Annotated in this window: 24 protein-coding genes and 1 riboswitch; of the genes, 11 read left to right on the top strand and 13 right to left on the bottom strand. The window is 42.5% G+C overall.

The genetic code is table 11. The features are described 5' to 3' along the window. Positions 1-16 precede the first annotated feature (16 nt). Positions 17-901: a DMT family transporter gene (locus MTF70_RS12130; protein ID WP_025766728.1), complete on the bottom strand. Its 885-nt coding sequence runs from the start codon at positions 899-901 to the stop codon at positions 17-19. Between the two features lie 110 nt (positions 902-1,011). Between MTF70_RS12130 and MTF70_RS12135 the strand changes: the two genes are divergently transcribed. The 4 genes from MTF70_RS12135 to MTF70_RS12150 all read left to right on the top strand — a co-directional run bounded on the left by MTF70_RS12135 (position 1,012) and on the right by MTF70_RS12150 (position 2,939). After that, a complete protein-coding gene (locus tag MTF70_RS12135; protein ID WP_205460931.1) occupies positions 1,012-1,494 on the top strand; it encodes a MarR family transcriptional regulator in 483 nt (160 codons plus the stop codon). Positions 1,495-1,517: 23 nt separating this feature from the next. Beyond that, positions 1,518-1,871 carry an MmcQ/YjbR family DNA-binding protein gene (locus MTF70_RS12140; protein WP_017633985.1) on the top strand — a complete coding sequence of 118 codons (354 nt, stop codon included), beginning with the start codon at positions 1,518-1,520 and terminating at the stop codon, positions 1,869-1,871. Positions 1,872-1,990: 119 nt separating this feature from the next. Beyond that, positions 1,991-2,425 carry an Mpo1-like protein gene (locus tag MTF70_RS12145; protein ID WP_033905203.1) on the top strand — a complete coding sequence of 145 codons (435 nt, stop codon included), beginning with the start codon at positions 1,991-1,993 and terminating at the stop codon, positions 2,423-2,425. A gap of 202 nt (positions 2,426-2,627) precedes the next feature. Next, complete coding sequence (locus tag MTF70_RS12150) at positions 2,628-2,939, top strand: hypothetical protein (protein ID WP_005377799.1); 312 nt, start codon at positions 2,628-2,630, stop codon at positions 2,937-2,939. Between the two features lie 146 nt (positions 2,940-3,085). Here MTF70_RS12150 and MTF70_RS12155 read toward each other — a convergent pair whose 3' ends face one another. From MTF70_RS12155 to metA, 7 genes are all read right to left on the bottom strand, one after another. Next, positions 3,086-4,177, bottom strand: a complete 1,092-nt coding sequence (locus MTF70_RS12155) for a hypothetical protein (RefSeq protein ID WP_033905204.1) — start codon at positions 4,175-4,177, stop codon at positions 3,086-3,088. Between the two features lies 1 nt (position 4,178). Continuing rightward, on the bottom strand, positions 4,179-4,655 hold the full coding sequence (locus MTF70_RS12160) for a hypothetical protein (RefSeq protein WP_017633987.1): 477 nt from the start codon (positions 4,653-4,655) through the stop codon (positions 4,179-4,181). Between the two features lie 9 nt (positions 4,656-4,664). Continuing rightward, a complete protein-coding gene (locus MTF70_RS12165; RefSeq protein WP_080773706.1) occupies positions 4,665-7,841 on the bottom strand; it encodes a response regulator in 3,177 nt (1,058 codons plus the stop codon). A gap of 156 nt (positions 7,842-7,997) precedes the next feature. Next, positions 7,998-10,154 carry a GGDEF domain-containing phosphodiesterase gene (locus MTF70_RS12170; protein WP_025766724.1) on the bottom strand — a complete coding sequence of 719 codons (2,157 nt, stop codon included), beginning with the start codon at positions 10,152-10,154 and terminating at the stop codon, positions 7,998-8,000. Continuing rightward, entirely contained in the window at positions 10,154-11,083 is a 930-nt protein-coding gene (locus tag MTF70_RS12175) for a phosphate/phosphite/phosphonate ABC transporter substrate-binding protein (protein WP_205460932.1), read from the bottom strand. Before MTF70_RS12175 ends, MTF70_RS12170 begins: the two co-directional genes overlap by 1 nt. 267 nt (positions 11,084-11,350) lie before the next feature. Continuing rightward, complete coding sequence (gene pilW / locus MTF70_RS12180) at positions 11,351-12,076, bottom strand: type IV pilus biogenesis/stability protein PilW (RefSeq protein WP_017820928.1); 726 nt, start codon at positions 12,074-12,076, stop codon at positions 11,351-11,353. Positions 12,077-12,255: 179 nt separating this feature from the next. Further along, positions 12,256-13,197, bottom strand: a complete 942-nt coding sequence (metA, locus tag MTF70_RS12185) for a homoserine O-succinyltransferase (RefSeq protein WP_005377792.1) — start codon at positions 13,195-13,197, stop codon at positions 12,256-12,258. Positions 13,198-13,537: 340 nt separating this feature from the next. Here metA and MTF70_RS12190 point away from each other — a divergent pair, with 340 nt between their 5' ends. From MTF70_RS12190 to MTF70_RS12200, 3 genes are all read left to right on the top strand, one after another. Beyond that, positions 13,538-13,924, top strand: coding sequence for a DUF6559 family protein (locus tag MTF70_RS12190; protein ID WP_042522536.1), 387 nt, complete (start codon positions 13,538-13,540; stop codon positions 13,922-13,924). A gap of 102 nt (positions 13,925-14,026) precedes the next feature. Further along, positions 14,027-14,383 carry an SMR family transporter gene (locus MTF70_RS12195; RefSeq protein WP_033905208.1) on the top strand — a complete coding sequence of 119 codons (357 nt, stop codon included), beginning with the start codon at positions 14,027-14,029 and terminating at the stop codon, positions 14,381-14,383. A gap of 420 nt (positions 14,384-14,803) precedes the next feature. Beyond that, positions 14,804-15,754: an LpxL/LpxP family Kdo(2)-lipid IV(A) lauroyl/palmitoleoyl acyltransferase gene (locus MTF70_RS12200; protein WP_064369089.1), complete on the top strand. Its 951-nt coding sequence runs from the start codon at positions 14,804-14,806 to the stop codon at positions 15,752-15,754. 70 nt (positions 15,755-15,824) lie between these two features. Here MTF70_RS12200 and MTF70_RS12205 read toward each other — a convergent pair whose 3' ends face one another. Continuing rightward, on the bottom strand, positions 15,825-17,297 hold the full coding sequence (locus MTF70_RS12205; RefSeq protein ID WP_005377788.1) for a carboxypeptidase M32: 1,473 nt from the start codon (positions 17,295-17,297) through the stop codon (positions 15,825-15,827). 223 nt (positions 17,298-17,520) lie between these two features. Here MTF70_RS12205 and MTF70_RS12210 point away from each other — a divergent pair, with 223 nt between their 5' ends. Both MTF70_RS12210 and MTF70_RS12215 read left to right on the top strand, forming a co-directional pair. Continuing rightward, positions 17,521-18,156: a LysE family translocator gene (locus MTF70_RS12210; protein ID WP_017820932.1), complete on the top strand. Its 636-nt coding sequence runs from the start codon at positions 17,521-17,523 to the stop codon at positions 18,154-18,156. Then, on the top strand, positions 18,156-18,722 hold the full coding sequence (locus tag MTF70_RS12215; RefSeq protein WP_005385713.1) for a hypothetical protein: 567 nt from the start codon (positions 18,156-18,158) through the stop codon (positions 18,720-18,722). The genes MTF70_RS12210 and MTF70_RS12215 overlap by 1 nt, the downstream gene beginning before the upstream one ends. A 118-nt stretch (positions 18,723-18,840) precedes the next feature. On the opposite strand, the gene MTF70_RS12220 is transcribed toward MTF70_RS12215, so the two are convergent. Further along, positions 18,841-20,211 (bottom strand): sodium:alanine symporter family protein, encoded by a 1,371-nt coding sequence (locus tag MTF70_RS12220; RefSeq protein WP_047100667.1) that lies wholly within the window; start codon positions 20,209-20,211, stop codon positions 18,841-18,843. A 122-nt stretch (positions 20,212-20,333) separates the two neighbouring features. After that, a riboswitch (glycine riboswitch) is annotated at positions 20,334-20,433 on the bottom strand. 527 nt (positions 20,434-20,960) lie between these two features. On the opposite strand from MTF70_RS12220, the gene MTF70_RS12225 reads away from it, so the two are divergent. Both MTF70_RS12225 and MTF70_RS12230 read left to right on the top strand, forming a co-directional pair. Further along, positions 20,961-21,119, top strand: a complete 159-nt coding sequence (locus tag MTF70_RS12225) for a hypothetical protein (RefSeq protein ID WP_005377784.1) — start codon at positions 20,961-20,963, stop codon at positions 21,117-21,119. A gap of 31 nt (positions 21,120-21,150) precedes the next feature. Beyond that, on the top strand, positions 21,151-21,885 hold the full coding sequence (locus MTF70_RS12230) for a chromosome partitioning protein ParA (RefSeq protein WP_025998562.1): 735 nt from the start codon (positions 21,151-21,153) through the stop codon (positions 21,883-21,885). 90 nt (positions 21,886-21,975) lie between these two features. Here the strand turns inward: MTF70_RS12230 and MTF70_RS12235 are convergent, their stop codons facing one another. The 3 genes from MTF70_RS12235 to MTF70_RS12245 form a co-directional block, all read right to left on the bottom strand. Then, a complete protein-coding gene (locus tag MTF70_RS12235) occupies positions 21,976-22,359 on the bottom strand; it encodes a hypothetical protein (RefSeq protein ID WP_005377782.1) in 384 nt (127 codons plus the stop codon). A 99-nt stretch (positions 22,360-22,458) separates the two neighbouring features. Further along, a complete protein-coding gene (locus MTF70_RS12240) occupies positions 22,459-22,824 on the bottom strand; it encodes a VOC family protein (RefSeq protein ID WP_017820936.1) in 366 nt (121 codons plus the stop codon). A 146-nt stretch (positions 22,825-22,970) separates the two neighbouring features. Further along, positions 22,971-24,920, bottom strand: coding sequence for an LTA synthase family protein (locus MTF70_RS12245; RefSeq protein ID WP_205460933.1), 1,950 nt, complete (start codon positions 24,918-24,920; stop codon positions 22,971-22,973). Between the last annotated feature and the right edge of the window lie 39 nt (positions 24,921-24,959).

Here is a 24,959-nt window from a genome sequence, read left to right on the forward strand (position 1 = left end):
TAAAGGTGCCAGTTTCCTAGGTTAGCGCGGCTCTTTTCGTTTTGATTGACGTAATGAGCTGAGGTAGTAATGACATTACGATCATTCCTAGCATTAAGCTGTATTGCAGAGGAGTGAACGTTTCCCCCAATAGCAGTAGGCCCGAAACAATGCCTGCGACTGGGTTTGCAATACCACCAAAGGTAAAATCTACGACCGACATCCGCTGTAATAACCATACATACATGCCATACCCTAATGCGGTGTTCAGAATAATTACCCAAAGTAACCCTAGAATATTCGTCATGGATACGTCCTGAACGACAGTAACATATGGCTCTGGATTGTTTATCGCCAGCACACTTGTTGCGATAGACATAATCACGCCACCCAAAATGAGCTGCCATGTTAACACTGTCCACCAGTGCATTTTTGTACCTAGTGACTTTGTTACGCTACTTCCTATCACGATGCACATAATGGCGGAGATCATCGCAAGTAATCCCACGGGGTCGAGAGAAATAGAGCTAGGATCAAATAAGAACCAAGCTAAAGCAATCAAAGTTGCGCCGCTTATAGCTTGGATGCCACTAGGCTGGCGTTTGTAGACCGCCCAACCAAACAGCATCGCAAAAACGGGGACCGAAACCATACCAACACCAGAGATGGCAGAAGGAAGCGTCAACGCCATGACAAAAATGAGACCAAAGAAGCAAGCGATGTTGATGGTTCCTAAAACAAGCAGCACCTTCCACTCACTTCTTTTCGGAAACGACGGCTTTATTGCCAGCAACAAAAGACCCGCAGGCAGTGCCCTTAGAGCGCCAAGTAAAACGGGAGGCCAATCCGGTAGAGTAAACTGAGTAACAGCGTAAGTCGTCCCCCAAAAAAAGGCAGGAATCATCGCAAGTAAAATGTTCATGTTAAATATCTTTATGTAGAGATAATTAAATGTAACGATATCGGTAAGGTGGCTTTTTGTAAAGTATCTTTATGTTAAAATAAAAAATATATGATGTTTGGAGAGAAATAATGGATGCAATTGATAGAGTGGTAGAGCAGTGGGCTAGGGAGAAGCCAGACCTCGACACTGAACCGATGGCAATAATGGGTCGACTAATGCGAATTGCAAAACACATGGAATCTAGGGTCGCCGAGCTACATAAGAAGTACGACCTGAAAATGGGTGAATTTGATGTGTTAGCGACACTGCGTCGAGCTGGTTCACCATATTGTCTTACTCCCTCAGCGTTAATAGAGTCGATGATGCTCACTTCGGGTGCGATGACTAATCGCTTAGATAAACTTGAGAAGAAAGGGTTTATTACCAGAACCCATAGTAAAGAAGACCGACGTAGCGTCACCGTTGAACTAACAGAGCAAGGCTTAACCTTAATTGACAAGCTAATTTTGGAGCATGTAGACGTTCAGCAATCGTTATTGCATGGTTTAGAAGGCAATGAAAAAGAGCAGGTTAACCACGCGTTAAAATTGCTATTGCCACAATTTGAGTGAGAACGCAGAAGGAGGTAGGGGATATGAAAAGCAAAGAACTAGAACAATACTTAAGTACCTTCATGTGTGCAGAAAGCGATTTCCCATTTGGGCCTGAAGCGCTTGTTTACAAAATCAAAGGCAAGATGTTTGCCATCATTGCAGAGAGAAACGGTCGGGAGTATGTCAGCGTAAAAGTAAAACCAGAAGATGGGGAAGTCTTAACGTCGCAGTTTACGGACATTATCCCAGGTTATCACTTAAATAAGCGTCATTGGATAACGGTTTATTTTAACGGTGATGTCGAGGATGGGTTGATTCAAGACTTGTGTGAACGCTCTTATGCTCTTGTCGTTGCCAAGCTGCCGAAAGCACAACGAGCGTTGCTTGGTGAGTAATCGGCAACGCACTGGCCTCTGTTGTTTTGTCGCTCGTTGCTCGTAGCCTTTACGGAAAAATTCGCACCTTTTTCATCCTCGGGCTATATAAGAATAAGAAGGTGGAAAAGGGGAATGATATGCGAGCATTATCTGAATGGCTAAAAGAATACGGGGAGAGTCACCAAAACCCTATCAACCAAAAGATTCACACAATCGCAGTTCCAGGTATTTACCTTTCTGTGGTTGGACTTATTTGGTCGATTCCCCAGATTTCATTATTAGGCTTCGAACTTAATTGGGTTTGGGTAGCGGTGATCCCCACTTGGGTTTTCTATTTTCGTTTGTCTCTGAGTGTATTCATGATGATGATCGGCTACACATTAGCGTGCATTGGCCTTATTTGGTCGCTAGAGGTATTGATGTTGCCCGTTCTGCATATTTCTATGCTCTTGTTTGGCGTATTGTGGATATTGCAATTTATCGGTCACAAGATTGAAGGTAAAAAACCGTCGTTTTTTGAGGATTTACAGTTTCTACTCATCGGCCCGGTTTGGGTGTTCAGAAAACACTAGCGATAAGCAAAATCAGGCATCATCCGAATTACACAAGACATATAACGTTCAGAGATTTTGTAGCTCTTACTACAGAATACCTCTCCTTCTTATTGCCACGACAAGCATTCACTTTAGATACGCACTATGATTAAAGAGGTGCCAACGCACTTTACGCTATCGAGATACTTAAACTTACGGCAAGTTTACTTTAGGGGGATGAATGTACGACCGACAATATAAATATGCCTATTGGAGAGAAGAGCGTAAAAAAGGCAAATGGCACTATATATTAAAGTCCTTCTTTATGATTTGTTGTGCATTACTGCTTGGTAAAGTCATCGGTTTGTTCATTTTTGGAGAGCTGCATTCTTTAAGCGACATTTGGGAACAACTCCCTGCGGATGTTTTTATTATGATGCTCGTGGGCTTCCCAATTAGTGTCCTTGGTTGGTACCACGAAGAGTCAAAGTTTTTCCGGGCACTGCGACGCAAAGAAAAGCGGTTAAAAGGCAATCAAAACAAACCGAAATAGAGTAACCTTTGTCTCTGTTTGGATTGCCACTTACCTATCTGATCGATTCTATCCCTTCCAGTCGTTTAGCGTTTAGTTACGTGTTGCAAAAAGCCTTCTTAATACAACAGCCCCCAGTGTTGTGGAAATTGGTACTGTAAGAAACATTAAAAAACGAAGTTGAGCATTAGCGTATAAAGGCTCGCACTGTCATCCTTTGGGGCTGATGAAAACGCGCCAGAGCTATTATTGTAGGCGTTGAACCTTTGCCATTCTGCGTTCAGGGAAACGTTGTAATCTAGGTCGTATCTCAACCCGAGTAAGAAACTGTCTCCACTTTTTTTATCCCGATTATTAAACTGCTGACCGTAAACAATATAAGGAGTTAGCTTGTTTACATTATAACTTGTTGTCGCGTACCAAGATGAGGAAAGATTGCTGGTCTGTCCTTCTGCCATAATCACAATGTTATCGAGCTCGTATCTTAACCCTAGAGAAAACAGATCGATCGTGTTGTTTTTTTCTGTTTCAACTAGACGGTCAATGATTGTGGTTCCGCCACCGGGAGTGGATTGCTCAATGTTAGAGAGCGTCGTTGTTTGATCATAATCGCCGTGGAGGTAGGAAAAATTCCAACGATAACTCTCTCCGCTTAGCGTTAAGTTCATCCCTGCAGTGTTGTTTGACTCAATTTCCAATTCAGTACGTTCATTGATGGTTACGTCACTATTGTCTTTAAACCCGACAAACGGCATGGCAGTAAGTACGACTTGCTCATTGAGGTCATGAATCCAGCGTGCAGATAGGCCGTTATAAGCCGTGATACCTAGAATGCTGTCATATACCTCATTCGGTGGGCGGGCTTGGGTAAAAGCGTGGCCGACATAGTTGTACTCAGACATCAAAAACAGTGGCAGTCTTAAGCGTCCTCCTCGTATTTCTATGTTTTGATAGGTATAAGCCAAATACGCCCACTCGAGCTGAGGCGAGCTCCAATGGTCTTGCGGGCGCTTTACGACTTGTGCGGATGCCCGAAATGCCTTGTGAAAATAATCGAGCTGCATGCCGAAAGTGGTATCGCAATCGAAACAAGATTCATCGCCAATAAAGCGGTTAACTAGTAACGTAGTTGGGTTATCGGATTTTGCCCACGAAGTAGAGCCAAAACCACTTAAAGAAAGTTGTTCTGTTAGTTCAATCGTGGCTGAGCTCGGAAAGGTCGCGATACTCAGCGATAACATGGTTAAATATTTTTTCATATCAATTCTCCGAGCTAACCACACATAAAACGTGAGCATTACTAGGGACGCTCGATGTTGGGGCATAACCAATTCTATTCGGCTTCTCTTGCATCCATGCTATGAGGTCATCAATGCTGGAGCGTGCAATCACTTTTGGCGGTCTAGCTTTACCTGAAAAAGACAAGCTTGCCCAATGCGCGTTCATTTGCGCTAAATTTTTGTTGAGAAGATAACGATAGAACTCAGCTCTTTCTGTTGATGTCGCAGGCCAGTCAGAGAGTTCAATTCGCTGGCCTTGTAAAAGTTGCGTCTTCCCTCTGTACAACTTTCGCGCTTTATTGACAGTGAGCGGAGAGAATTCGTCATTAAATGAGAAAACGGCGTAGCTCTCTGCAGCGAGAGCTTGGCAATTTAATGAAAGAAGGGCAATCAGAATAAACAGATAGCGTTTTATGTAACGCAAAGGAAAAGCAACGCGAGAATGATTTCTACTCATAGAATCCACCTACATTGCTTGTTCAATTTGATACAACAGTTTTTCTTTGCGCACAGGCTTTGGTACGTAGGCATCCATTCCTGAATCAAAGCAGCGTTGAATATCATCATCAACGACGCTTGCTGTTAATGCGATAATGGGCGTCTTAGCTAATCCTTTACTCGCTTCATAAGCTCTAATTTGCCTAGAAGCTTCAAACCCATCCATTATGGGCATCATGCAATCCATCAAAATAACATCAAACTTTCCATCTTTTTGGAACATTTCGACTGCAATTTGTCCGTTTTCTGCGACTTCGAATTGATAGCCTGCTTTAGATAGCAATAGAGAAGCCACTTTCTGGTTCACTCTATTGTCTTCGACAAGCAAGATACGTTCGGAGCGAATAGGCGTTACCGTTGCTTCTGGTTGCTCTGAACTCGCAGGTAGTTTATGAGTTGTATCGAGAGTAGTGTTCTCTTGGTGTGGTTCAGCAGGCGTCGTGTTGGAAACACGTAACCCAATTGCCTTATCTAACTTCTCTTTAAGCAACCCTGCTTTAAACGGTTTGGGCACATAGTCATCCATTCCAACGTCAAAGCATTTTTGTATATCGTCATCGACCACACTTGCCGTTAGAGCAATAATCGGAATTCTGAAAGCGCGTTTTTCTTTTACTTCTATTTGACGAATTATTTGGGTGGCTTCAAATCCATCCATTACGGGCATCATGCAGTCCATTAAAATTAGGCTGTATTGATTCTGTTGAAATTTCTCAACCGCTTCTTGTCCGTTTACTGCGACATCAAAGTCGAAGCCAGCTTTTGTGACGTGTAGCCCCGCGATTTTTTGATTGACCGTATTGTCATCAACGACCAAAATTTTCGGCAAAGATTTAACATGTTGCGCTGAAATGCTCTCTTGTTGTGCGTGCGAGAAATTTGCCGCACAACTTTCAAGTGCTTTAATTAAGCGCTGCCCTAGTAGTGGCTGAGTGACCAAGGCGCTGATACTGCTTCTAAAGTCGAATTGTGGGCTATGAAGGTGCTTGATGAGGCAGACACGAATGTTTCGTTTACAAAGGCTTTCTATCTCATCGATATGCATCGCCGCTGCATTTGGTGATCCTTCTACATGAATAACGATAACGCGCTCGTTATCAATCCACGTTGGCAACGCACTTAAGGTATCTACTGACTGCGTTATATTGATGTTGAAAAAACTTAACTCGTTACGCAGTTTTTGTTCTAGTTGAGTACTGCTGCATACAATCCATATGTCGTTGTGATTCAGAGCGTGATAAGCGTTAAACTCTTGCGTCACAACAGGAGCAGTTAGTTCAAAGAAGAAGCGACTGCCTTTACCTTTCTCGGATTCAAGTTGAATTTCTCCACCCATTAGCTCAACTAATTGCGTGCTAATGGCAAGCCCAAGTCCAGTTCCCCCAAATTGTCGGGTAGTAGAGTTATCCTCTTGGGCAAATGGAGCAAATATTTTCTTTTGCTGCTGGGCATCAATACCAATCCCAGAATCTTTAACGGAAAACTCGATGACCGCTTCACCATTTTTTATTTCGCGGGTGATGACCGATAGCTCTACACTGCCTTGTTCGGTAAATTTTACCGCGTTAGACATGAAGTTCATGACAACTTGGCGTATACGATGGTCATCCAACATTACGTGGTAAGGCGTGTTACGGCTAATGTTGACTTGCACATCGATGCCTTTTTCCTTTGCTTTCGGTGAAATGATAGAAGCAATGTCATAGATAGACTCTCGAACACAAGTTGAATGTGGGCTAATGAGCAACATCCCAGATTCAATTTTTGAGAAGTCTAGAACGTCATTAATTAAACTCAAAAGCAGTTGGGAGGAGGTTTCAATCGTATCGACGTAATCGCGTTGTGTGGCAGTCAGGGAAGTATCGGATAAGACTTCAGAGATACCAATAACGCCATTTAGCGGCGTGCGGATCTCGTGGGACATGTTGGCCAAAAAGCTACTTTTGGCTTTACTCGCCTTAATTGCATCATCTTTTGCTTGTTCTGCATCTTCTTTAGCTTGTGTGAGCTTTAGTCTGGACAACATCCGCTCATCACTAAGCTTTTTTACCTCTCGAGCAAACTTACTCAGCTCGTCTTTACCCTTTATTAGTTGAGCAAGAGGTGAATTTTCAGTGTTACTTTGTTCATTGCTTTCGTTACTGAGAAATTTGAGGACTAGATTCAAGTTTCCAGTAACTTTTCGCACCAATCTTAGCGTTAAACTTACGACCAACAGCGTTAAAAGGCTCATCATTGCGATAAAGGTAAAGCGGTGCTGTGTCGTCGTGTTGATTGTCTTTGATATATCATCACTCAGCTGCTGTTCCATTTTGTCGTCAACACTTTGTAATAACGATAAGCGTTTGTTGAGTGCAGATAACCCCGCATCAATCTCATCCGGGGTTAATGATTTGAGTTGAGCTGGTTGCAATAAATAAGCACGAAACTCTTGGCTTTTGATAAAGACTTCACCCGTAAACGTCTCAATGAGCAGATCTACTTGTTGTTGATTGGCATTTAGCGTCACAAAACGCTCTAGAAATAGTTGTTGGTTCTGGATTAAAGATTGGATAGAAGCCTGTGTTGTGAGGTCATACTCGTTATTTTCCTCTGAAGATCGAATCAAATATTCGCTTAATCTATGCTCTTCAGTGGACCAAAACATCAACCATTCAAGTTGCATCAAAGAAGAAAGGTGAGTGTTTGTTTCATAACTCACATTTCTAAAATAGACTTTGTCTAAGCTCATGAGGATTTCTTTGAACGTATCAGCGCGCCACTCTGCCGCATCTAACTTTTCTTCTTGATTTTGCGAAGAGAGCATCGAGAGGGTTGCTTCCTCAAAGCTTGTCAACTGGTTTAGTATCTCAGCGTTTTCACCGAATACTGGTGCTGCAGTGTCGCGTAACAATTGAGATATCTGCTGAGTTTTTAGTTGCTTATCTATTACATCAGGGTTATTCGGTAGGTGATAAAGCGAAGATACGCGGTCTATGTAGACAGAGAATAACTGTGCTTTTTGTAGTTCCTGAGCCTGGATAGAAAGGCTTTGTACATGTTTACCCGCGAGGACAAGCAACAATAAAATTGGCAGCAAAACCAACCCAAATAGCTTTTGTTTTACCGACAGGTTGTTCCAAGAAAAGATTCCTACCACGCGCATTTCCATATCCAAGAAGTTGATATGAAAAGTGTAGTTTATTTATCTCAGATGTTAGATTTTAAGAGAAAATTCATATTAATGAGGTGGGGGAAGTGTGACCGATATTGCATTACGAGTACTAACGCGCTAAGCGGCAATAGTTAACAAAACGGCGTTCTAAGCAAAGTGATTGACGCTTTGAGCGCCACTCCCTCGTTGGTATTCAAATGCAATCAATTCCTCGGCAGGTACAGGTCTACCTAAGAAAAAACCTTGTACGACGTCACAGTGGAGAGACTCCATTCGTGTGAGTTGAGTTTGAGTTTCTACGCCTTCGGCTACTACTTTCATTCTTAGGTTGTGAGCCATGGATACAATCGCGCGAACTAATGAATCGTCTTGATCGCTTTTTCGGATTTGAGCGATAAATGAACGATCAATCTTGAGCCCGTCAAAAGCCATATGTTGTAGGTAGGCAAGGGCTGAATACCCCGTACCAAAGTCATCTAGCCAAACTTCCACTCCGATACTTTGTAGTTTTTTAAGCACATATTGAGCTTTCTCTGTATCATCAATAAAAAGTGACTCTGTCACTTCAACATGAATGGTTTGAGGGGCGACATCATGTCGTCGTAAATACTTAGAAAATAATTGACTTAAATCTTGGCGATAGATTTGTCTTGGGGACAAGTTTAATGCGATGTGAAAATCCGTACCGAAATGTTCTGCCCACATTGCCCGCTGAGCAATTGCCGTCTCAATGATATGTTCTCCAAGCTCCAATATTAAATCACTTTGCTCTGCGATCGGGATAAACGATTCTGGACTGATATAGCCTTTCTCGGGATGATTCCACCTAACCAATGCTTCGACCCCAATTAGGCGATAGGTTTTTAGATCAAATTGTGGTTGATACCACAGCTCGAATTGAGACAAGTCACGTACTGAACGACGCAGTTCTCGTTCTATGTATAAACGTTGTTTAATCGTTTCATCAAACGTGGAATCGTATATCGTCATAATGTCTTTACCGCGTCTTTTAGATTCCTGCGCCGCAAGAGAGGAAAGCTGTAAAAGAGACTCAGCGTTTGAACCAAATTCTGGATACACAGCAATTCCGAGGCTTGCCGTAATTTGAATATCGTTCTCTTCCAAACTAAAGGGAGAGAGTAGTTGGCGATGAATATCGTTCGCTTTTTCTCTAGCTTCATGATTGTCCGAGCACGGAAAGGCCAGTACAAATTCATCCGCACCTACTCGACTTACGATGGTAGAAAGGCGGTAAAGCGGCTTAAAATAACTCGGCAAACGGCCTTGAAGCTCTGAGGCAAGATGGCCTAGCAATTTATCCCCAATGTTATGTCCATAGTTATCGTTAATGTGCTTAAAGTCATCCAAGTCAATAAACACAACCGCGAGTGAGGGGGATTTGTGGTCAGTTATTTGCGTTTGAATATCAATGAGTAACTTTTCTCGGTTTGGCAGGGAAGTCAGAATATCGTGGTACGCCATGAACTCAACTCGGCTGGTGTATCGGTTCACTTTGTTTGACATTTTGTTGTACGCCGAAATAAGTTCTCCCACTTCATCTTTGCTTTGTATGTCGGTGACTGGCAGCGCTTGGGTATTTGACTCTGAAAATTGATCTTTTAGTTGCTTGAGTGGCTTAGTTAACGACCGCCCCAAAGCATAAGCGATGATGCTACCGAATAGAACGGATATCCCACTGATCGTTAGCAGCAAGTTAAACATCTTCTGTTTATCGTTTGAGGTAATCGCTTGGACTTGTTCAATGTTCTGTTCTTTCTCTTCCAGTAGATGTATCAAGTTAAGCTCAAGATATACCGCCCCAAGAGTTATGTTTGATTGCTGAATCGGCGCTGCGATCTCCAACTGATGCTTGGAAAAGGAAACGAGAGTTCTGGATTCTTCTATTGCTTTCAAAATAAAAGGAGAGCGGTAATGAGGTTGGGCAAACATCCTTAGCTGAGTAGTGCCGTCGTGAAAGATTAGCCCTTCATTGTCAACAACATGTATTTTCGAGACATCTGGCTGGCTCAATGTTGCCTTAATTTGCTCATACGCTTGACTGATATTGTCTGTATAGAGTGGATCAAAAAGCTGTTTTGATAATAGCTCTGCATAAACCAACCCTTTTTGCTTAACGTAAGATTCTGTTTTTTCTTGAGAGTTGTTCGTGATTTGTTGAGTTAAGCTATTTGAATACGCATCGTAACCGTGCATGTATAACGCAAGATTTATCACCACAACAAACAAGACAACGAACATTGTCGAGCAAATGTATTTGGTTTCGAGTGAGAGCTTTTGAAACATCAATCCACCTTCGGTAATAAGTGAACTGACTTGCGCACTGTACTTAAGGAGGCTCGCATTTCTGGAGTAAGCGCGCTGAATTTTTTGGTGTTCTGAAACTTTTTAAGTGCGAGAGAGCCTTCGTGAGTTGTATCCATATCAAGCAGTACTGACGTGATTTTACGCTGTTGCTCTAGGCTCATGCTTGGAGAAGCGAGAATCAAATCCCTGGGTATTTCAACAGAACGAGAAAAAATCGCTAGTTTGTCTTTCATGTTCTCTGGCAAATCTTTGGGATTGTTCCAGTTGAAGTTACTGAATGCTCCTGCTGCAACTCTCTGTTTATATACCCATACAGATAGGTTGATTTCATTTGACTGAGCGAGTTGCTCATCAAGGAATAAATAACCAATACTGTCTTTGGCCGGTTTGTCATCAGGAGAGGGAAGGTATTGCAGTTTTTCTCCGTGATTCAGCAATGTAATCGCAGGTAGGTAATAGCTGCTGGTAGACGTGCGCTTTTCGAAAACAAGCGTTTTTCCGCGCAGGTCAGAAAATGACTCAATGCCACTCTCTTTATTAGTAAAGAACACCGTATGATATTTTTGCAGGCCTTTTTTCCATCGTATAGCAAGAACTTGGCTATTAGACTCCTTTTCTAAGGTCATCGCATTAAAGGGGGTCGCCGTTGCAATTTGAACGGTGCCATTTTCAAGCGCAACCGCGAGCTGACGATAATTTTTAAATACCTTTACTGCCCCTTTTGCGTAACCATATTCAGACATATTTTCAGTTACATACTGAGTAAGGGGCGTCGCTTTTTTGATTTTGCTTTGGGCTTTATTGGACACAATGCCAAACGTGAATGTTTTCTCAATATTTTCTTGTGCACTGACGACAAAAGGTGAACTCAGCAAAGTGAGTAATAACAGAGTGCAGGCAGGTTTCATCCGGCTTCAACTTCCTTCTGGTGCATGTCAGTAGTATTTAGTATTTATCAATGTGCCGAAATCAATCTTAAAAACAGTATGATGTACAAATTTCGTTGTGTGCGCACTTTTTATAATGTGACTTGGTCACTTATTCCGTTCAAATAGTACCGAATTTGACGTTTATGTACAGGATGAATGTATCACCGTGAGTCTGAATTCACTGGATTCTTGGTCAAGCGCTGTATTGGCTGTGAGCTAATGCGCCATCTGTATCGCTATTTTGTACTAAGAAAATTTTTCCAATTGTTTTTGATACTTTTTCTCGAGAGCTTCATTGCCTGCTGCACGTTCAAGTTGAATCATGAGTTGCAAAGAGGGCTTCTTCACGCCATACATTTGATTGAATCTCATTAATCGAATTCTAGCTTCAGTATAATCACCGCTATCAATTTCTATTTTAGCGAGTTGCAAAATCGATTTTGGTCTATGGGGATCATGATCGATGGCTCTAGTAAAGTAGTATCTCGCTTTGTCTTTATCTTGTGATTTTAGAGCACAAAAAGCTGCATTCTCATAGCTCGCTGGAATAAGGTAGTAATAAGGCTGCTCAATGGCTCGATTAAACATCTGATCGGCTTTTTCGAAGTCACCTCGCTTGCAAAGAAAAGTACCGTAGTTATTGAGCACATTTCCGTTTTTAGTGTGTTGGCGTAGAGAGCGTTTATACATCTGTTCGGCTTTAATATCTTCACCAACCGTTTCGTAGTAGTGAGCCATAGATAATTGCGCGCGATAGTATTGAGGTGCGTGGTTTAAGGCTTGTTGTAAGTTATCATGCGCGCGAATCATGTTACCGCCGTCTAAATAACCTAGGCCAAGTGCGATACGTGATTCTGCCATTGCCACAGGATCGGCTTTAACGACAGGGCTTCCATCTTCTTTCACCGTCACGCAACCCACGAGTGCAAACTGAGACAATAATATTAGTGCACCGAGCTTTGCTGTTTTCATTCTTTATCCCTACATCCCTGAATCTTTCTGCATGATATGAATTACTTAGCAAAAGCCTATTGAGGAAAAAACACTATGCGATCAGGTTTGCAAACTGTTATGAAAAAGCCGCCATATGGCGGCTTGGTTCACATATTACATTTCGGTAATGATGAGTGCTTTGTTTGCTTATTTTGAAGCTAATCGTCTTTAGTGAAAGCATCTTCACTGAAGTGATCGAGGTCGTACGGTGTTTGCTGATAAACACAGTAGTTCAGCCAGTTTAAAAAGAGGAGGTGTCCATGGCTTCTCCAGCTTGCAATTGGTGGGTTATCTGGGTTGTTGTTTGGGTAATAGTTGACAGGAATAGCGGGCTCCATACCTTCGCTTAAATCTCGGATATATTCATTATGTAAGGTGTGAGAATCATACTCAGGGTGTCCTGTGACAAAGACATTGCGTTTGTCTTTTGTGGTGGCTAAGTACACACCTGCGACATCCGATGTCGCTAAAATGTCTAAGTCAGTATGCTCTTCTAGAAAGTGAGGCGAAAAATCTGCGTAACGCGAGTGAGGAGCCAAAAACGTGTCATCAAATCCGCGTAAGATAGGGTGAAATTGATGATGGATTTGATGATGATACACGCCTGAAAGTTTTTCTTTACGCGTTTTTTTAGGTAGATCGTAGAGTAGCTTTAACCCTGCTTGCGCAGCCCAGCAAACATAAAGAGTAGATGTCACATGATCTTTTGCCCACTCCATGATGGTTTTGAGATGATCCCAATAAATGACATCTTCAAATTGCACCAAACCTAATGGAGCCCCAGTAATGATCATGCCATCGAAGTTTTTATCTCGCACCATTTCAAATTGGCGATAAAACGTGTCTAAATGTTCAGTTGGCGTATTTTTACTCGGGCGGTTATCAATGCGCAGTAATTCGACGTTAACCTGTAGTGGGCTGTTTGAGAGTAGACGCAGAAACTGAGTTTCAGTCTCTATTTTTTTTGGCATCAGATTAAGGATCAGCACTCTTAAAGGACGTATTTCCTGACTCGCTGCACGCGTTTCACTCATCACGAAGATGTTTTCTGTCCTTAATACATCGGTAGCTGGTAATTGATCTGGAATTCTAATTGGCACGACTTTCTCTCCCTAAGTATAGTCAATCTAGACGTCTATACTTCTAAAGCTAACTTAATTAAGTTTAGATGTCGATACGAAATCCGACTTTTCAATCTACTCTTTACATTATGGTAAACCGTACTCGGGGTTGTCACACAATTGTGACTAAAGCAGAGTTTCTGATGAGATAGGTTTGAAACGCAGTGTGTACTATTTGCTGGTAATTATGCGATCACGTTAATATGTGAAGGTGACTTCGTAGTAAGGAAGTCTCAAATTAATGAGCCATACTAAAAACAATCAGCTCACCATTTTGCATTAATGTGCATATTTGGAAACATCGTCAGTGGAGGACATTATGTTCGGTATTTTCAAGAGAAAGACAAAGATTCAGAGCATCGCTCAAGAAGTTCCTTGCGTGCTACTGCATTCGTTTGGTGATAAAGACATTTATACGCCGGAAGAGATTGATCAAGTTCTTCAAAAGCTGGGTTATGATAAGAGCAAGGATGTGAGTCATTATCAGTATGCGTATGGAATGTTTGCCGATGAAGCCTCTTACGAGCTCCTAGAACTAACGGATGAGCTAGGTAATTATGGTCATTTCCAACGTGAAGTAGGTAAGATGCTACTCAATACACCTGAGCCGATTGATATGCATATCTACTTTGAAATTTCTCGTCAGCACCAAAACGTCAGCCTTTCACCTGGTCATCAAAAAGTAAGCGAAAGTGATGGTGTGTAAACATCGTTAGTGGTATTCCATCGTGAGATGAGTTGGGTATAATGCGCGGCCTAATTATCCGGACATGTTGTCGGTTACATTTCTGTTGAGCGTTAATGCCTTATGTTCAAAATGCTTGTCTCTATGCCACCAATGTTGGCGCTGTCGATAGCGATTGTATGTGAAGTGATTGCCACTTCTTATATTCCCAAAACAGAGCAATTTACGAAAGTAATGCCGAGCACAGTCGTTTTGATTGGTTACGGCATCGCTTTCTTCTTGCTTTCCGTCACAGTGCAAACAATGCCTGTCGGGGTTGTTTATGCCATATGGAGTGGTGCTGGGATCGTTTTGGTTGCGACGGTTGGTTACTTTGTTTACGGACAGCGTCTAGACTTACCAGCCCTAGTTGGTATTGGGTTTATTATCGCTGGTGTGTTGATCGTAAATTTATTATCCAAAACAGTAGGGTACGAATAACGCCACTCTACTTGTTAAGTGAATAAGAAGCCGCAGCGAGAAATTGCTGCGGCTTTTTAGTGCAAATTCAATCGCTAATGGCGAGTATTGATATGATGTCTTATTGTTGCATTCATCACGGTCGCATTATGTGATTGAAAAACAGGCATTATTTAGCGCATTGAAAATACAAAGTTATGTTTCTTCAAACTTTAGGAAAGGGCAGTAGATAAATCACTCCGATAGATGTTAACGTGGCGACTCATCTTTACTGCTTTTTCATTCCCTACATATTTCTGCAAAGTTCTTATTGTGTAGTGTGTCGAAGAACCATAGAATCCGCGCGCTTTAATTTATGTTATTAGCGTTATCAATGATAAAAGTGCAGTCCATTATCATTGTTTTTATCACTTATAGATGGGCACATCTGACAATACTTACATGAACAAATACAAAAAGCCTGCATTCAAGGCCGAATTTCTTTTGCCTCGTTACTGGGGAACGTTAATTATCATTAGCGTGATGTACTTACTTAGCCTCCTTCCTTTTAAAGTTCAACTAGCTTTGGGACGCAACATTGGTCGTTTAGCTATGCGACTCATGAGAAAACGTCAAGTTACGATCAGACGCAATCTTGAGCTTTGCTTCCCTCATATGGAAGAATGCCAACGCGAAGCAATTCTAAAAGACAACATCGACAATACTGGCATCGCACTTTTTGAGACCGCAATGGCATGGTTTTGGTCAGATAAACGGGTAAACAAACACGTCACGATAAAAGGCATGGAGCATCTAGAGGCTTTAGAGAAGTCAGGCAAAGGTGCATTAATGTTGGCCGTACACTCAATGAATCTAGAGTTAGGTGCTCGAGCTTTTGGCATTAAAAAGTCTGGAACCGGTGTTTATCGCCCAAACAATAATCCGTGCTTTGATTATTTTCAGTATAAGGGACGCTCTCGCTCTAATCGTACACTGATTGATCGTAAAAACGTCAAAGCCATGCTTGAAGCACTTAAAACGGGTGAGCGGGTTTGGTATGCACCGGACCACGATTATGGTAACCGACGCTCGACATTTGCACCGTTATTTGCCGTTAAAAATGCTTGTACTACGACAGGCACAAGTTTGTTGGTTGATTCTACAGATTGCGCCATTGTGCCTTTTACGATGGTAAGAGGAAAAGACGGACACTATACCCTAACCATTAGTGCGCCCGTCGAAGGTTTCCCGAAAGAGGATCATCAACGCGCCGCCGCATTCGTGAATCAAATAGTTGAAACATCAATCATGGCAAGTCCGAGCCAGTATATGTGGCTTCATCGTCGGTTTAAAACTAGACCAGAGGGTGAGGACTGTTTGTACAAGCCTAGGCTCATCCCTAGCTTGGCATAACACATAGAGAGCCTAAAAAAAGCCCAAGGAACGTACGAACCTTGGGCTTTTACTTTCTATTCTTTTCGCTTTATAAGTAGCGATCTTTTAGGTGAGCTTGAAAGTGTTTAGCATTCAGTGTTTCACCCGTGGCTTGTTTTACCAACTCATCAGTGGTGAATAAGCTACCTTTACTCCAGATGTTTTCCGAGAGCCAATTGAATATCGGAGCTAAGTCGCCAGAACGAATAACCGCATCTACATCGACGGTTTGTTTCATCGCTGCCATAAATTGTGCAGCGTACATCGCACCGAGCGTGTAGGACGGGAAATAGCCAAAACTTCCGTCTGTCCAATGGATATCTTGCATACAGCCATTTTTGAAGTTTCCTTCGGTTGATAGCCCCAAGTACGCTTTCATCTTTTCGTTCCAGAGTTCTGGTACATCTGTATGTTTGATGACGCCGTTCATGAGATCTCGCTCAATTTCATATCGAAGAATAACGTGAGCAGGATATGTTAGTTCGTCAGCATCTACGCGAATAAAGCCTTTTTCTACGCGAGTGTAAATTTTGGCTAAATTGTCTTTTTCGAATTCACTACCAGAAAAATGGTTAGAAGCCAGTCGAGCGAGGTGATCGATAAACGCGCTGCTTCGTCCTATTTGCATTTCAAAGAAGAGTGATTGTGATTCATGAATACCCATAGAGCGAGCTTCTCCCGCGGGTGTTCCTGATAAATCTTTTGGTAGCCCTTGCTCGTATCGAGCATGGCCAGTTTCGTGGACAATCCCCATCAATGATTGGACAAACTCGTTTTCATTATAACGTGTCGTAATACGCACATCTGTCGGTACACCGCCACAAAATGGGTGGGTACTCTCATCAAGTCGACCGTGTTCAAAATCGAATTGAAGTAGCTTCATGACTTCCAAACCGAGCGCTTTTTGCTTTTCCGCAGGGTAGTGTGCAGTTGGCAATAAGATGTTGTCTGATTGTTGTTTTTCAAGCGCTTCATCGATCAAAGTAGGAAGCCAGGTTTTCACGTCAGCAAAAAGAATGTCTAACGACGCAGACGTTGTGCCAGGTTCATAAACATCGAGCATGGCATCATAAGGAGTCGTGCCATTTGCTTCGGCTCTAATTTGCGCTTCTTCCTGCGATAGCTTTACGACTTCAGCCCAGTTCTTTTCAAAACCAGCCCAGTCATTTTCTCCACGTTGCGTACGCCATGCATGTTCACATTTGGAGCCAGCAAGAGATTGAGCTTGAACTAATGATTCTGGTAGTAAGTTAGCTTGCTGCCACCCACGCTTCATTTCTCTTAGGATAGATTTTTCTTTTGTAGACAGCGTCTCTTCTTCTGCCTGAGCGAAAAGCTCTCCCAAGTGCGGTTGAGTCATTAAAGAATGGATATGTACATCGAGCTCTGCCGTGGCATTCGAGCGTGCTTCAGCGCCACCAGGTGGCATGACCGCCGCTTGATCCCAATCTATGATGGCTGATAGATGCTCAAAATTTGCCACTTTTTTGGAATGTTCAACGAGTTTTGTAAATGCGTTCATGTGACTACTCTTATTCTTTTGTTCTTTCCCTAAACACCCGATAACGGGTCCTTCATATGGTGTTGCACTAAGCAACCTGCGTTAATTTACTAATAATTAACAATTAACTCCAACCCATTGTCCATAAACTCACCCAGTTGTATAGCTCTCTTAAAAAAGAAGCTTGCGAATCTTGTGGATTGGCGGTATTGATGAAGGATTGACAATTAATTATCACGATAATATGGATATTTTGAATTTCGAGGCATTTATTATTGCCATTACGATTTTAACGTTAACGCCAGGTTTAGATACTGCACTTGTTATCCGTAACACTAGCCGATCGGGCCTAAAAGATGGATGTACAACCAGTCTAGGGATTTGCTTTGGCTTATTCGTACATGCTTTTTTTTCTGCGGTTGGTATCTCGGCGATTCTTGCGCAATCAGCAGAGTTGTTCCAAATCGTAAAAATGATTGGCGCAGCTTATCTTATCTGGCTTGGTTTGAGCAGTTTAAAAGCGCTAATGTCGTCGAAAGATGGATTGACCGTGACCGAGCAGATTCACGAAGTGTTTAATGGTAAGCGCTCTTTTAGAGAGGGCTTTCTTTCTAACGTCTTGAACCCGAAAACGGCGGTCTTCTATTTGGCTTTCTTGCCACAGTTTGTGAATCCAGAAGGTTCACCCTTGCTTCAATCAATGATGATGGCATCTGTACACTTTGCTATTGCGATGGTTTGGCAGTGTGGTTTAGCTGGCGCGCTTAACTCGGCTAAAAATCTACTAAAGAATGCAAGCTTTATGAAGTGGATGGAAGGCGCGACGGGCGCAGTATTAGTCGCACTTGGTGTGAAGTTATTAATTGAAAAACCCGTTTAATGCGTAATATTTATCGATTGTTGATACTACTCGCTGTATTTATTGTGGGGATAGGTGCCGCTGTTGCTTGGCATACGTGGCCACAAGTACAGTTTGCGCAACGCGGCATGATCTGGTCTTGGCACTGGGGCTACTTCGAACCTTTTGCTAATGGAATACAACAAACGCGAACTCAAGACACTAAACAGTTATTGCTCAGGCGTGTGTATTTGCATGACGCTATTGTCGTTTTTGTTTCGACAACTATGGACAATAAATTTGAGGTCGACGTTGTAAAAGAGCAAACCTGTGAACCTAAAACGACGACTTGGGCTTCGGTCTCTGTCAATCATCAACGTGTCAGGCATGTACCTATGGTGTGCGATGCGTTTGGGCAAGGCTACTTTTATCGCTACATCGGGAAACATCTGGAATCGATTGAGGTTGGTGTCGGCGACTCGTTTGTAACAGAAGCATTTTTAGACTGGCCGCTATCAGAGTTGAAAGCGGATCAATTCAAGCAAAAAAATGCGAAGTTTTTTGAAGAACGTGGAGAAAACGTTGAGCATCAATGGTTGAGAGATTAACCATTTAACCGAAGATAAATAAAGCCCGCTAAATAATAGCGGGCTTTATGTTTTTACCATTTCTAATGTGCTTTGCTCTCCGTTACTGGTAGTTTGTGACCGAACAGCTGTCGTTTCACTAAGCTTTCACTGCTTCACCTGATTGCGATGTTGAGCTAAAGAACAGTTTGGTTTCTGCCAGTACGACGTGACGCAGTGCGATCAAACCAATCAGGTTAGGAATTGCCATCAGACCGTTTACGATATCAGCCAGTAGCCAAATCATATCGAGGTGAAGGAATGCACCAGATGCCACCAAGCCAACGAAAATCAGTTTGTATGGAAGCACAGCTTTAGTTCCGAACAGGAACACAACGCAACGCTCACCGTAGTAGTTCCAACCAAGAATGGTGGTAAAAGCGAAGAACATCAAACCGATTGAGACGAGCATAGGGCCAAATGTATCTGCATTTAAACCCACCGCAAAAGCATGAGTCGTCATCGCGGCACCAGCAAGGTCACTTTGCCATGCACCGGTCAGGATTAGAGCAAGGCCTGTCATGGTACAAATAATGATGGTATCGAAAAAGGTACCCGTCATTGAAATTAGGCCTTGTTTAACACAAGAGTCTGTCTTCGCTGCTGCTGCTGCCATAGGCGCGCTACCCAAACCTGATTCATTTGAGAACACACCGCGAGCGATACCTGATTGGATTGCCAACATGATGCTTGCACCTAGAAAACCACCAGTCGCTGCTGTTGATGTAAAGGCTGAAACCAGCACTAATTCAACGGCATTGAACAATTGGTCTGCATTCATGATGATCACGCTTAAACACGCCAACACATAAAATACAGCCATGGTAGGAACCACTTTTCCTGCAACGTTAGCAATGGATTTGATGCCACCCAAAGTTACGAAAGCAACCAAAAGAGTTAGTACGAAGGCAGATAGCTCACGGTTAACACCAAGAGATATCTCACTTGCATCCAGAATCGCGTTTACTTGTGGAAACGTACCGATACCAAAACAAGCAACACCCAAAGCAAACACTGCAAACATGATCGCGAGAGCTTTTGAGCCAACACCGTATTGCAAGTAATACATTGGGCCACCAATCATTTGGCCTTTATCATCGACTCTTCGGTACTTAACCGCCAACAAACATTCGGCGTATTTAGTCGCCATTCCGAAAAGGGCAGCGAGCCACATCCAGAATAGAGCGCCTGGTCCACCGAGTTTGATTGCTGTGGCAACACCAACAATGTTACCAGTACCAATTGTTGCTGAGAGCGCAGTACAAAGAGCTGCAAAGCTAGAAACGTCACCTTGAGTATTAGATGACTTATCTTTACTGAATACCATCGCTAGCGCTGTTGGGAGGTGTTTAAACTGGATCAAACCAAGGCTAAAAGTGAAGTAAACACCTGTACCTACTAGCAAAATAAGCAGCGGTGGACCCCAGACAAAATTATCGATGGTTTGTAGTAAAGATTGTAGGTTGTTCATGATTTCCCCTTAATAAAACAACTAATAAGGAGAAGAGGGAAAGGACGAGATCAACGATCTCTAAAAGAACTAAGCTATTGGTTGTAGGCGGGAAGGCCAAGCAAAATAGTTAGGTTGTAACTTTCCACTCCTCTGTCCTTTTGCCTGAGAGTTTCACCTTGCGTGAGTGCAAGACTTGCTCCTTCGGCGACCGATTTAACGGTTCTCTCCAGAGGTTCCTCCAACTACAGTCCCCGCTACCTAGGTAGCACCTGAAATAGTTAATTCTTCGGCGAGTTATGCTAATCAAATGTTAAAATTTGATTAATAACCACTCTCCTGCAGTCTTCATCGGAACAATTACTCAATTAAATGAGTAAAGGTTAGTTAATGATGCTGGTCATCATTAACGTGTGAACTCTATCATGTTTTTGGTCCATTTCAACACCCTATGTCAATTTATTTTCAATGAAATAACCTCATCTATTTTCATGAAGGTATGTTTGCCAATCTTTTTGTGCGAGTCACGGCATAAATAAAATTTATTGGGTTAGGGAATGGAACCCAAAAACACTTCAGAACGATAAATGTGTTTCGATTGTTACGACATAAGTTATTCAATTAAGGACACAAAATTGATTAAAATCGGAGCACTTATTTTAAAATCTACGCTAAGTTGACCTTATGGTACGTATAAATGGGTTACAATGAACCTTTGTGAAACAGTCTACGGACCTAGGCAGTTTTTCATGAGTGGACAAGGAGGCGGTATGACCAGATTATTAGCCATTGCGGTGTTGATTGCAGTAGCATTTGTGCTGTTTCGTTATCGAACCAATGAAAAAGTCCAAAAAGCGACCGTTATAACATTAATTGGCGCATTTCTGATTTATACAGCATCAATTATGTTTGCGGAATTGATCCGCTAGCAAAGTAAAAGAGTCCTTGGAGTAGTATACGGTGAGTTCTCAGAACAAAATGGAAGAGCAAGACGACGTAGTTGTCATTGAAGAGCGTGACAAACGTACGCATATCTATATCGCAATCGCTGCGGTGTTAGGCTTGGCATTTGGTGGCCTTGTTGGATCGGTTGTCACTGCGAACAAGTGGGAATCGACTTACCACGTATTAGAAGAAAAGTATCAAGCACTAACGCAAGATAAAACCCAGTTGGCATCTCAAGTAAAAGTGCGTGAAGAGGCGATCGACCAAGAAATACAAAACCAAGTTAGTGAGTTACTCGCCGCGAAAGATGAAGCTCATCAGAAAGCACTTAAGAAGTTGCAAAAGCAATTGACTGAGGTCGAGAAGGTCAACTTGTCACTAGAGTCTCAATTGAAGCAGCAGGCAGATAAGATCAACACGACGAAGTCAGAAAATGAGAAGTTGAGTCGTCAAGCGGATATGCAAGCGACTATGTTTGAGCGGTCCCGCGAAGTATTCCAGAAAGAGCTAAAAATTTCGCAAGAATTAGAGTCTCTCGAGAAAGAACGGTCGAAATTATTACCTAAGATTGAGAAACTCAAGAAAGAGTGTGACGTATTTTTAGAAGGCAAATCTTGGGACGTGAAGTCGGACGCGTGTGATAAACATGATGAAGCTAATTCACGACTAAGTCAGGTCGATCAAATGATTGAAGTCTATAAAATGGACCTCAAACAAATCAAAGCAATAACGGAAGATATCGGCCTTTAAGTCTTTTGTATCCGATTTTTGAAAAGCAAAAGGAGCTCTTTAAGAGCTCCTTTTTCGTTGTTAGCTATGACTTTTAGCCTGTCGCGTATATTAGATTCGTGAGGCGTCATAGCCTGAGGCGAGCAGGAGCTCTCGTTCGTGTTTAATCAGCTGAGCTCGATCTTCAATTAGTTCATTGAGTGCTTGAGATGGCTTACCTGCTAATGCTTTGAACGAAGCAAAAGATTCCGCGGTGTCGATTTTATCAATCATCTGACTGATGACATTACGAGCCTCACACGGGTTACTCGTCGTTGTAAAGTATTCTACTTGCTTTGCTGCCGATTTCATCTCAGTTAATAGCTCAAGCGGGCTACTTTCTTTGGCTACTGCCATGTAGTTATCCAGCACGCGCTTTGCATAAAGCAGTTCTTTGAGGGGGATATCTCTTCCGCTCTCGATTAGGGATTCGCTAAGGATCATACTTGAGCTCATGGGCATTCCTTCTTATTACTACGCCGCTTTTAATGTTTCCTTGAGTCTAATTTATTGAAGTCACATTGGGAATGGGTAAAAAGCATTTTTAACGCATTTTTATTCATTTATGAAAACACGAATGCGATGCTTATCTGGATCGATAGCCATAAAATTTAACCCATACACTGATGTCGCTGGTGGTTGAACAAACTCAACACCTAGGTCTTTCCAGCGCTTGTAAATGCGCTCTAACGTATGCCTGTTGGGCACTGATAAAGACAGCTCGGTGCCACCACCTCTAATTCCGCTGTGGGGTGAAAGATTATCTCTTTGCTTGAGTGTCAACGTTAAGCCTTCGGTCATTGGAATAGCGGCAAAGGTTGGAGACAACTGCGTGACTTTGCGTTCGAACAGTTTCGAATAAAAAACTTGGCTTATGTGGATGTCCTCAACGTAGAGAACGAATGAATTGATAGTCAGCATGGTTTGTTCCTTAATCAATTAGAAGTAGTAGGGGCAATCTAACGGAAAGGAACGACAGGAGTTGTCAGTAGAACATTCTCGAAGGTAAGTGAAAGAATAAGAAAAAGGAGCCGTTTAGCTCCTTTTTATCAGCGCAATCATTGGTATTAATGAGTGTGTTTGGAGGAATACCAGTTGTTTTGATACGCTTTAGATGCAAATAATGCGTTTGCTTTTGCACGCTCGACAATAGACTCGTCCACCTCTAGCGGCTCCATGGTTTGGTCTTTAAAGTCGTACGCCAGGGTCGATACCTTTTCACCAGGGGAAAGCACAACGAGATTGTCGCGCGTTAAATAACCAAAGTTTTTGTCGTATTGCATCATTGCGCGTTCATCTTCGCGAGCCAGTGGCTTCGTTAAATCACGACCAATCATCGGTGTTTTAGCATCTACCCCAATCAGAGATAACAGTGTAGGCGGCATGTCTATGTTGTTTGCTATGCGGTCATCTTTACGTGGTTGAATGCCTTTACCAAGGATCAATGCTGGAATGTGAAAGTGCTTAACCGGAACAAGGTTAGCGCCAGAAACACGTGCATCATGATCTGCAATTACAATGAAAATGGTATCATCCCAATAAGATGACTTTTTCGCCTTTTCAAAGAAAGTGCCCAAAGCGTAATCGGAATATTTTACGGCGTTGTTACGCGTCATATATTCTGAATCGTATGGCTCAATTTTGCCTTTCGGATACTCATAAGGGCTATGATTACTTGACGTAAAAACTAAGCTAAAGAAAGGTTTGTCGCTTTTTGAAAGGCGTTCAAACTCTTCGTTTGCTTTGTTATATAGATCTTCATCACTAACACCCCAAGAGCCAACAAAGCTTGGGTTGTTATAATCATCTTCTTCTACTATTTGATCAAAACCGTTACCAAAGAAGAAAGTTTTCATGTTGTCAAAGTTGGCTTCACCGCCGTAAATAAATTGCGTGTGATAGCCTTGAGCTTTCAGTAAGTCCGCGATGGTAAAGAAACCCGTTTGGCTTTTACTCAGCTTCACTACCGCGCGAGATGGAGATGGAGGAAAGCCCGTGGTTACGGCTTCAATTCCACGAACAGAACGAGTACCAGTGGCGTACATTTGTGTGAACTGCCAACCTTCCTTCATGAGTTCATCAAGGTTTGGTGTTAGAGGGAAACCACCCAAAGCACCGACAAATTGGGCGCCTAAGCTTTCTTGTAGCAAAATCACTAAGTTTTTATGTTTACCTTGGTAAGTCGCGGGGTTACTGTTCATGGTTGGGAGTAATGAAGGGGTGAAGTCGGACTTTGTTGATGAAGTGCGAACTAATTCCAACATCTTTTGAGTGTCCATTTTTCCGTAGAACTGCTCCGCGCTCTTTTCTGACTTCATGCTATTAACCGCAAACAACAATGAGTAAGATGAGTTCAGTGCTAAGTCGTTAAGCAGTGGATCGTTAGAAAAGGCGACCATAGCAGGATTTAGCGGGCGGTGCCCTAAAGATGATCGAGCACCTGCAACCCCAAAAAGAACAACGAAAAGTGCCAATAGTGGTCGCCATTTCCAGTTGACCTGCTGCGCCTTATCGGTCAGTTTCTTACTCCACTTCCAACCTAAAGTGATGGTTAAAACTGTACCTAACGCACCAATAAACAGTTCTAATTTGTAGCCAGTCCAGAGCATACTCAAGACTTCTTTTGGGTAGATTAAGTATTCCACAAACAGGCGGTTTGGACGTAGGTCGTATTCCTGAATGAATGGCGCTGTTGCTAGCTCCATGTATACAAGCACCCAAAGCCCTAAAACCATCCATATGCGTAATATTCGCTTCCAACACTCTCCCATCTTACCGGTTAATGGCATGAAGGTTGAAAACAGTGCTGGAAGAATAAATAACCAGCAAAGCGTTGCAATATCTACGCGCAAACCTTGACCTAGGATGTAAATTAAGTCGTTTAGAGAGTCAATACGGTCAATCTGCCAAAAAGCTAGCAAAACTCTTGAGATAGACAGAAATAGAAGCGAAAACAAAGAAAAGGCAGCAATTGGCTGCAAAGGCCCCCACACAGAGCTCTTTGATAAGTTTTTCATATTTATTCGAATAGCTTAATTGTTATGTTGTGTTGTTTT

The sequence above is a fragment of the Vibrio sp. 2CM40D genome, assembly GCF_023161825.1.
GTDB lineage: Bacteria > Pseudomonadota > Gammaproteobacteria > Enterobacterales > Vibrionaceae > Vibrio > Vibrio alginolyticus.